The following is a 235-nucleotide window of genomic DNA, read 5'->3' as shown; positions in this document are numbered from 1 at the left end:
GCGGCGGCTCTGCTTGTAGTTGAACGGACCCGGGTCTCCGACGCAGGTGAGGATCAGTCCGTGCTTGATCAGCTTGGCGCGGTCGCCATGCGCCGCGAGCCAAGTGATGGCGCCTATCGTCGCGGGAGCGAAAAGGAAACGGTAGCTCAGATGCCTTTTCCGGCTGCGCACGTGCGCGGCGAGCGCGGTGGCGACGACGATTCCCGAGAGATTGTCGTTGGCGAGGCTCGGATGA

1 protein-coding gene is annotated in these 235 nt (G+C 64.7%); it reads right to left on the bottom strand.

The window, feature by feature from the left end:
- A partial coding sequence (locus KJQ96_RS39580) for a DUF4910 domain-containing protein (RefSeq protein WP_213291284.1) occupies positions 1 to 235 on the bottom strand: 235 nt, incomplete at both ends.

Source organism: Bradyrhizobium sp. sGM-13, assembly GCF_018398875.1.
Taxonomy (GTDB): Bacteria; Pseudomonadota; Alphaproteobacteria; order Rhizobiales; family Xanthobacteraceae; genus Bradyrhizobium.
This window is presented reverse-complemented; position numbering and strand designations above follow the sequence as displayed.